Annotated in this window: 8 protein-coding genes; 1 reads left to right on the forward strand and 7 read right to left on the reverse strand. The window is 38.5% G+C overall.

The window, feature by feature from the left end:
* The 4 genes from AC1DVB_RS22655 to AC1DVB_RS22670 all read right to left on the reverse strand — a co-directional run.
* The coding region (locus AC1DVB_RS22655; protein WP_477591066.1) for an ABC transporter ATP-binding protein at window positions 1–642 on the reverse strand (642 nt) is incomplete at its 3' end.
* The gene (locus tag AC1DVB_RS22660; RefSeq protein ID WP_057277426.1) at window positions 639–1,433 is read right to left on the reverse strand and encodes an SGNH/GDSL hydrolase family protein; all 795 of its coding nucleotides are present in this window, start codon (window positions 1,431–1,433) and stop codon (window positions 639–641) included. The genes AC1DVB_RS22660 and AC1DVB_RS22655, both read right to left, overlap by 4 nt.
* A 480-nt stretch (window positions 1,434–1,913) precedes the next feature.
* Window positions 1,914–3,110, reverse strand: a complete 1,197-nt coding sequence (locus AC1DVB_RS22665) for an MFS transporter (protein ID WP_222619850.1) — start codon at window positions 3,108–3,110, stop codon at window positions 1,914–1,916.
* Between the two features lie 65 nt (window positions 3,111–3,175).
* Entirely contained in the window at window positions 3,176–5,308 is a 2,133-nt protein-coding gene (locus tag AC1DVB_RS22670) for a PAS domain S-box protein (RefSeq protein WP_477591068.1), read from the reverse strand.
* A gap of 373 nt (window positions 5,309–5,681) precedes the next feature.
* Here AC1DVB_RS22670 and AC1DVB_RS22675 point away from each other — a divergent pair, with 373 nt between their 5' ends.
* Entirely contained in the window at window positions 5,682–6,596 is a 915-nt protein-coding gene (locus tag AC1DVB_RS22675; RefSeq protein WP_222619851.1) for a YitT family protein, read from the forward strand.
* An 83-nt stretch (window positions 6,597–6,679) separates the two neighbouring features.
* Here AC1DVB_RS22675 and AC1DVB_RS22680 read toward each other — a convergent pair whose 3' ends face one another.
* The 3 genes from AC1DVB_RS22680 to AC1DVB_RS22690 form a co-directional block, all read right to left on the reverse strand.
* A complete protein-coding gene (locus AC1DVB_RS22680) occupies window positions 6,680–6,874 on the reverse strand; it encodes a cold-shock protein (RefSeq protein ID WP_034307294.1) in 195 nt (64 codons plus the stop codon).
* A gap of 855 nt (window positions 6,875–7,729) precedes the next feature.
* Complete coding sequence (locus AC1DVB_RS22685) at window positions 7,730–7,936, reverse strand: cold-inducible protein YdjO-related protein (protein WP_034307297.1); 207 nt, start codon at window positions 7,934–7,936, stop codon at window positions 7,730–7,732.
* Window positions 7,937–8,060: 124 nt separating this feature from the next.
* Window positions 8,061–9,940 (reverse strand): RecQ family ATP-dependent DNA helicase (locus AC1DVB_RS22690; protein WP_477591070.1); only part of this gene is annotated, 1,880 nt, incomplete at its 5' end.

The following is a 9,940-nucleotide window of genomic DNA, read 5'->3' on the forward strand; positions in this document are numbered from 1 at the left end:
TTTAATAATTTCCCCACCTTTAATGATTGCGACCCGGTCACAAAGTTGCTGGATTTCACCTAACAAGTGTGAGGAAACCAGAACGCTCATACCATCTTCTTCAGCCAACTTTCTGATGAATTGCCGCATTTCACGGATTCCGGCAGGATCTAGCCCGTTAGTCGGTTCATCCAAAATCAATAGTTTAGGGCTATTCAGCATGGCCTGCGCGATTCCTAAACGCTGTCTCATTCCTAATGAATAAGTCTTTACTTTATCGTGAATTCTCGCTTGCAAACCGACGAGTTCAACAACCTGGTCCATTCTTGTTTCATCAACATCAGGTAACATTCTTGCAAAGTGGAGCAAATTATCCCACCCGCTCAAAAATGGATATAACTCTGGATTTTCAACGATGCAGCCCATTTGCTTCATAGCCTTTGTAAAGTCCTGACGAACATCATACCCGCATATATGGATGGAACCCGAGGTTGGCTTAATCAAACCGACCAACATGCGGATCGTCGTCGTCTTGCCTGCTCCATTCGGTCCTAAAAAGCCGAAAACTTCCCCTTCATTCAGCTCAAAATCAATCCCTTTAATAATTTCCCTTTTGCCAATCCTTTTTTTTAAGTCCCTGACAGACAATGTCACCTGTTTCATCGTTCCACATCCTCCCATTTTATTAAAGGAGCAACTCTATCAGCAATTAAACGATATCCCTTCTTATTAGGGTGAAATTTATCTGAATACAAATACTCATTTACCGACAATTGAAATAAATCAAAAGTTGGAACGAAAATGGCATTTTCATAAAGAGCCACGACTTCCGCCGTTTCATTATTCCAGTCCCGTACGATGCGGTTCGTATCAAAGTCTTCATCCAAATCTATAAACGGATTATACAGCCCAAGCAACAAAATGGTAGCTGAATCATTGACTTTATTGATATCTTTAAAAATTTCATGTAAATTTCCCAAGAAATTCTTTTGGGATACCGTAATAGCTTCACGATCATATTCAAGCAGGGTCCTGCCTTTTTGAAATAAATCGTTACCCCCGATTGTAACTAAAATAACATCAGCAGCCTGGATTTGGCGCTTCACTTCCGGTTGTCTCACTTGCTGTACCAATTCTTTAGACACTTGTCCATTAATTCCCAGGTTATGAATGATTGGTTTTCTATTGTACTCACTCTTTAAATCTTCAATAACAAGTCCAACGTAACCTTTCCCTGTTTCATCACCTGTGCCGCGGGTCAATGAATCGCCTATCGCAACTACCGTAAAATCATCGGGAAAATCATTTTTTTTAATGGCGGTTTCTTCAATCACTTCCTTATCGGAAGTTCCCTTTCCATAATGGTCCAAAATCGCCCATCCAAGACAAAATAAAAAAAACAGGCCGATAAAAGCTGATGCGATGGTAATGGCCAACACTTTTGGTTTGCTCAAAAACACTCACCCTTCCATTCATTCTCTATCTTCCATTAAATCATATTATTTCCAAAAATAAAAAACTGATTGTTTTAGTTAAAATTCCCAAYTCATAAAAGCATATCTTTTATAAACTTACCGCGGAATGGGATTACAAAAGGGGTTCTCTCAAAATTTTAAACAAAGTTGATTGGAACGGGCGTTCGAGACTTCTGAGGAAAAAGCGTGTCCAAGGTAGACCTGGCAGGCTAAAGAGCATCGGAAAGCGAGTGCCTTTCATTCCAATCAACGTGTAAATTATACAAACCCTTATAAAATTGGAGACAAATACATTTTCACCGAGTTTGTCTACTGAGGAATTTTAATGAACCCCTACGCCCTTTCAAAGTATGTTCATTCTGCTTGATCATTTAGCCTACGTTCTCTCAAATTTGTAAATAGAATAGAGAAAGACCTCTTCACCATGATAGGCAAAGAGGTCCCTCGCTTTATTTTCCATCATTTTTCTATTATACCTATGGGTCTCCCCATAACTTTTAATTTTTTTTCATACCACATGAGCCATATTGTAAGCAGCATTCCGATCAGCGTGAGTAAACCATAAAATAAATAGACCGCATATATTCCTGATTTATCCAGGATTATTCCGCCGCTAAAGGTACTGAACCAGTTACCCAATCCATTGCCTATGGCGGAATAAAGCGTTATTGCCGTTACTGTTATACGTACAGGGACAACTTCCCTGATATATTGTAAAGCTGCAGGAATGAATAAGCCAAGTGAAAACCCTTGAATGATCGAAGACACATATACGGTAGCCAAACTTGGTTCGGTGAAGTATAAAACCCAGCGGACCAATGAGGCCGTTCCAGCCAATAAGGTAATTGGCAGCAGGCCTATCTTATGAATCCAGGTACCTGCGATTCTCATAAAGGGGATTTCCGATAATACAGCTAAAAGGAACGCAATGCCAATTCCTGTATATGTCCCTCCCCTTGCCTCTACAAACAAACCGTAGTATACGTTATTTGCAAGATTAGGACCAAAAAGCAAGAACGTTATAGCAAGAAAGATAAGAAATCGTTTCATCGTGATCAATTCTTTCATTCCACCGAAAAGCTTCACCTTTTCCCCAGGCGGCTCTTCGGGCAAACGAAGAGCCAGACTAGCCGCGATCAAAAGGCCGAAGAAAAAAGCATAAAATATCACGGAAGGACCCATGAAGGATTCAGATAATTTTCCCATTACAAAAACGGCCACACCGTAACCAAGTGATCCGAATAAACGGATTTTACCATAATTCGATTTGATTTTCGTTGTATATTGAAGGGTGATGCTATCTGAAACTGGTATTATCGCACTTTGAAAAATAGCCAATGCGACAGCAACGGACACTATAAGTAAATAGTGATCGAACAGCAAGTAACCTAAACCGAATACACCAGCAAGCAACGATGTCATTGCCAATATTTTTGCCGGTCTCCCGCTCCAATCACATACAATCCCCCACAAAGGTTGAAAAACGATCATCACTATCGGTCCAACGGACATGATCGTACCTATTTCAATACCTGACAAACCTGCCTCATTGGCTAAATAAACGCTTAATAGCGGTGTTAAACTTCCTACTGCAAAAAATGAAAAAAGGTAAAACACCTTCAAGCTAATGATATTGACTTGCTTTTGTTTTTCCAAATCCAGTTCCCCCATGCAGACATCTTCTACAATGTTGTTGATATTTTTTCATTGCTCCCATTAGGCTAAATAGGGAGCACAATTTTAAAGACTGTACCTTTATTGACCTCGCTCTCGACAAAGACATTACCCAAATGGCTTTCTATGATTTTAAAGCTGATCATTAATCCTAACCCATTACCAGATTTTTTCGTTGTGAAAAATGGTTCTCCCAGTCTCTTAAGCTGCTCTGGTGGAATCCCAATTCCTGTATCGGTAATGGATATTTGCACTTTATCCTCTTTAATTTCAGTCATGACTTTTATGAACCCACCGTCAGGCATAGCTTCCATACCATTTTTAATGAAGTTCAATATGACTTGTTTTAATCGATTCTCATCACAACGAACGAAGATCTCTTCGTCATTACAATCCGAAAACAGCGTGATGTTCTTCTTCCTGGCTTCAAATTCCGTCAAAGATACAACATTTTGAATGATTGGCACGAGATTCTTCATCTCCAAAGTCAAGGCCTGTGGTTTGGCCAATTGTAGGAACTCTTCAACTATCTCATTCACACGATTGATTTCTTCCATGATTATTTCCAGATATTCTTGCTTATTTTCGTCCGTTTCATCCAATTGCAAAAATTCCGTATACCCTTTCATGGAGGTCAAGGGATTGCGTATTTCATGTGCCACTCCAGCAGCAAGCTGACCGACAGCAGCTAATTTATCCTGCCGATGGAGCATCTCTTCCGATTGTTTACGCTCGGTTATGTCATATCTAATTGTTAAATACTGAAATGGCTTTCCTTCTTCGCTGAAAAATGGAACAATTGTTGTATCGACCCAATAAAAACTGCCATCTTTCGCCTTGTTTCTAATTTCACCTTTCCAAACTTTGCATTCACGGACGGTCTTCCACATTTTTTCAAAGAATTCCTTTGAGTGGTATCCAGAATTAACGATTTTATGGGTCTGGCCTATCAATTCACCTCTCCCATAACCAGAAACCTCCGAGAACTTTTCATTCACTTCGATAATGATTCCTTTATCATCGGTAATCGCCACAATCAAGGACTGGTTGATTGCATAATGCATATCTTCCAGTTCTTTAATTGACTCCTTTAAAGCATTTTCTGCTTTTTTACGACTGGAAATATCCGAACGGATGGAAATATATTGATATGGTTTACCCTTTTTCATAAAAGGAACGATAGTTGTATCCACCCAATATACATTACCATCTTTAGCCCGATTGCATATTTCACCATGCCATGTTTTCCCTTTGCTGATCGTTAGCCATAAGTCAGTGAAAAATTCTTTCGGATGATGACCAGAATTGATTATGGAATGATTTTTCCCTATTAGTTCATGTTTTTCATATTGTGATATTTCCAGGAATTTTTCGTTTACATATGTAATGATCCCATTTGCATCCGTGATGGCGACGATCGCCGATTGATCTAAAGCATAACGGATATCGCTTACAGTATTATCACTTTTTGCTAACCGCCGGCCCACGATCGTACTTGAAGCTATCAAGCTTGCAAGGATGAATAATGAAACGAAGCATGTAAGATAAAGCATAAATGGAGTGAGTGGAACAAATTCACCCGATTCATTTTTCGCGTTCATCGGTAACACCCTTACAAAAAGATAATAGCCTTCAATGATTGCCCCACTCATCAAAAGAGTACTGACTGGTTTTAGCGAGGATTGACTTAATTTATTAAAATGAAATAAGATGGCAAGTGCTGCTACAAATAAAATAAAGATGCTGAAAAGCGTACTGAAGACCGATAATGGGTTAAAGTTCAAAGAGTGGTTTAATGAAGATGTTCCCATTATATAATTGGATAATATGGCCATCGTAAACATGAAACCGCAAAAAACGATTTGCAGTACTTGTGTTTTATACGAAATGGCCAATAACCCAACCCCTGCGAGAGCGATGGCTAATGCTAACGAAAAAATTATTGTAGAAAAGTTGTTTGCTGCCATTCCTGAATTATCGAGGGTGAATATGACAACAAAATTAAGCGTCCAAATAGCCACTCCCATAGAGCAGCTGCTCCCTATATACACAAGGCGTTTATATCTCTTTATCGTCAGTAATGTTGTCAGTAAATCCAACGCCGTATAACAAGCCATTATTATCAAAAGTACTGCAATCATAAAGAGAACAGGATTTGATGCTACAATTGATTGTTCCATTTTTTTACTTGATCACCTCAAACGTTCTATTCTCCTATATTGTAAAGGAATTTCATAGTACCTCAAAGGTTTTTTATTTCCTTATTCCTATTTATTTACACATCGATTCTTTCGGTGCACCCCATATCTCAAGAAAATGCAGGTTTCTTTCATAAATTCAATAAAATTAGAAATACTATTGTTTTGTATGGAGTAGAATAAGAATACATGGTAATGACAAGCATTAACAACCCTGTTTCTTCATTCCAGGACGTTATCAATGATACCAATAATTATTCAGGAATATATGAATCAGAATGTTAATTTCTTTATTTAATTATACCTATAGGTTTATAATTACATAGAACCTATATAGAGAGAAGGAGTGGGTGGCATGATTATGTCAGACCTGGCAGGTGCAAGTACAACAGAAATTATGCAAAAGAAGACCCAGCATAAAAAATTAACACTGAGACAAATTTTACAGAGAGGTCTATTAATTACAATCGGTGCGGTTTTGATGGCTGTCGGCCTCGAGATTTTTTTAGTGCCGAATAACGTAATCGACGGGGGCATAACGGGTATATCGATTATGTTATCTTACATCACTGGATGGAAGCTCGGAATCTTTCTTTTCATTTTGAATCTTCCTTTCTTTTTTATCGGTTATAAACAAATCGGCAAAACCTTCGCATTATCTACCCTTTATGGAATTTTAATCCTTTCCATTACCACTACATTGCTTCATCATGTACCAGCTTTCACTCAAGATATCCTCCTAGCGTCCGCTTTCGGCGGAATGATTCTTGGCATTGGAGTTGGAATGGTCATTCGATATGGCGGCTCATTGGATGGTACAGAAATACTTGCTATACTCGCTAGTAAGAAGCTCCCTTTTTCCGTTGGGGAGATCGTCATGTTTTTCAATTTATTCATCCTGGGAAGTGCGGGCTTCGTATTCTCGTGGGATCGTGCCATGTATTCGATCATAGCTTACTTCGTGGCATATAAAACGATGGATATCGTCATCGCAGGTTTGGACGAATCCAAATTTGTCTGGATTATCAGTGATGAATTTAATGATATCGGTGAAGCCATAATGAATCGCCTTGGACGGGGCGTAACCTTTTTAGCTGGTGAAGGTGCTTATTCCGGTGATGATAAAAAAGTCATCTTTTGTGTAATAAACAGGCTTGAGGAAGCTAAACTTAAAGAGATAGTCAAAAGCTTCGATCCATCTGCATTTCTTGCTGTAGGGGATATCGCGGAAGTCCGAGGCGGCCGATTCAAGAAAAAAGATATCCACTAATCATTCATCTGCTTTTTGCTTCATTAAATTGGCAGAAAGATAAAAAAAGCTGAAGGGAATCCCCTTCAGCTTTTTTTATAGCCTTAATAGTTTCTTGGATTGTTAATTGCTTGAAGCATTCTGGTGCCGGGTTTCATCTCGCTGCTACATAACGGACAAACATGTTCATCATTACTTGTAAAGTTATCGCGAATCCAACCTTTGCAATCTTCTGATGTACATTCCCACACCTTTGTTTCTTCAGGAATGATTTCTTCCGTATTATTTCTTCTATACATATATCTCACTCCTTAGAATTGAATTGACTCCGTCCTGCATAACAGATCACAAGCCATAAAGATAAAAGAAGAATAGATGGCGTTTAATCTAAATTGTGAGTAAATAACCATTCGCAAATCTAAGTATGATTATTGTTCTTTCAACCAAACTTTTTGAATGGTAAGAACTTGAGATTACGGCATGAATTTTTCATATCTCAGTTACCATTATATCATATATATGCTTTATATATTTGAGGAAAGATTCTAAAAAAGAAAGTATTCCCCAAAATGAAACACAGTCCCTGACTTACCCTTCAGATAATCGAGACTGCGCCTGTTTAAGAATCCATTCCATATGGTTCTTCCTGCTCGTTCGTTGAACATTTCAAATCGAAGCGAGCACGAGAGTAATTTTTAATGCCAAAACCTAAAACAATGAAAGCCCTGCCTCTCTCCCATCCATACGGTTCCTAGACCGTGCCTGCGAGAATCAGATAAAAGCTTGTAAGTACATGTTTATTAATTAAAACCGTCCGTAATTCCAATTGGGTAGATTAAATTCCAAAAGACAAATGGTACATAGAAGTAAGTTAATGAAGAACAGAAATGGATCGAGGAAAATACTTGGTGATAACATGTATTTCTTTTTTCTAAATGTGTTTAACTTGTTTCTACTTCATCATGAAAATGATGAAAAATTATTTTATTAATAAAAATGTTACTTTAAATTACCCTCCAGTGCATTCTTTTCATAACACTGAAATCTAATAATATCATACATATCTTTATATGTAAAGCATTAATCCCAGATAAAAACACTCCTCCATCCTTCCTTCTCAAAATAAAAAATAAAGAGGCTATGATTCACCTCTTTTATTTAAACGCATTATACTCATTTTCAATTTTTGGGAGCTCCCTGATTTCTTCAACCAATTGACTTCCACACATTGGGCAATCATAGTTTTCCGAGGCAAAATCTTTTCTCATCCAACCATTGCAATCCGCTGATCCGCATGCATATACTATCGTATCTTCCATAACTATTTCTGGTTCCTCTGAATTCTTTTTACCAAAATACATGAGCAACCTCCTCTTTTTTATAAAGACTCTGATTAAAGGAGCGAAATTTCACCTTTTTATCATTCCTAGTATACGCATTAAACCAAATTCTTATTTATTCAATGAAGAAATTATCCAAAAAACCTTAACACCTTTCGTTTTCCAGCCCTGCCTTAACCAAGATCGCTTTGATCATAAAGTAGGAAATATGTTCAGGCAGGGCTTCTTTAAGTGGTTTCAATTTTTCTGAATCCAATTGTTTCGCAGTTTCCAAAACAAGATTAAAATCTTTCTCCAAGAAAATCTCATCCCAATTGATATCCAAGTGTTCTTCTGCACACTTTAATAAATGATTTTCAATTGAAATGGCAGACAATCCTCTCAATGTCCCTATTTCCTTGATTGATTTGCCTTCCTGATATAAGCGATAGCTTTCTAAGTGAGATGGTTTAGTAGCTCTCTTTACCGTTTCCTTTGTAACCATTGTATTCGTTTCTAAGTCAGGGTGTGCCTGTACATACTGGGAAATCACTTGTAAAAATGCGTCTCCGAAGCGTTCGAATTTCTGCATCCCCACCCCTTTGACTTCCAGGAATTCCTCTTCCGTCCTCGGCAGTTTGACGGCCATATCTTTCAAAGATGCATCGGAAAAAATAATGAATGGAGGTACATTTTCCGTACTTGCCAATTCTTTTCTTAACTGTCTCAACTCTTCAAACAGCCCATGATCAGCACTGATGCTGCTTACTTTTTTTATTTCCTTACGCAGGACTTTTTTCTGTCCCAAAAGCACTTCCCTGCCAGCATTGGTAACTTTAAGAACCGGAAACTGTCCGCCCGTCATTTCGATATACTGTTTTGCTGTCAGGAAATCAATGAAATCACCAACATCCTTCGCAGTTTGATCATTGATGATACCATAGGTTGAAAGCTTCTGGAATCCGAACTCTTCAATTTTCTTATTGCGTGATCCCGTAAGCACTTGGGAAATCATCGTTTTACCGAATCGCTCCCCCATTCGCAACATACATGAAAGGACCATTTGTGCCTGTGTAGTTACATCAACAGAGTCACGTTTATCTGTACAATTTTCGCAATGACCGCAATCTTCAGGGTTTTCTTCTCCAAAATATCTAAGAATGAAGGCTTGCAAACATCCTTCGGTAAAACAATAATCCTTCATTCTGTTCAATTTCTTCAATTCCTGGGATTGCCACTCCTGTGAGGGATTTGATTGATCAATCAAGAAACGCTGTATCTGCATATCCTGTGGGGAATATAAGAGGATACACTCGCTATCCAAACCATCCCTCCCTGCACGGCCCGCTTCCTGATAATAACTCTCCATGTTCTTTGGAGTTTGGTAATGGATGACGTATCTAACATTCGACTTATCGATTCCCATCCCGAAGGCAGATGTCGCTACCATCAAGGGAACGTCATCACGAATGAATTGATCCTGCTGTTCCGACCGTTCTTTTTCATTCATGCCAGCATGATATCGACCTGTTTTGAATCCGGCTTTAATAAGCTTGGCATACAAGGAATCGACTTCTTTCCTGGTTGCTGCATATATGATACCCGATTCATTTTTGTTTTTCTCCAAATAGCGCATTAAAAATCGACTGCGATTTTCTTCTTTCACAACGGAAAAGAACAGGTTATCTCTGGAAAATCCCGTGGATACTGTATGCTGTACAGATATTCCGAGCGACTGACATATATCATCGGTCACATGCGGTGTGGCAGTTGCCGTTAAGGCCAGTACAGTCGGAGCGGATGGCATGTTTTTCAATAAGGTTTTGATTTTTAGGTAGCTTGGCCTGAAGTCATGTCCCCATTGAGATATACAGTGGGCCTCATCAATGGCAACCATAGAAATTCCCACATTAAATAGATCCTGTTGAAATGCAGGATTTTCCAAACGTTCAGGTGCAACATAAACCAGCTTATATCTACCGTGCTTAATATCGTTCATTCTATTGGATGATTCTAACCCAGAAATGGAGCTATTAAGAAACGTGG

The sequence above is a fragment of the Peribacillus sp. P4_D6 genome (assembly GCF_056401795.1).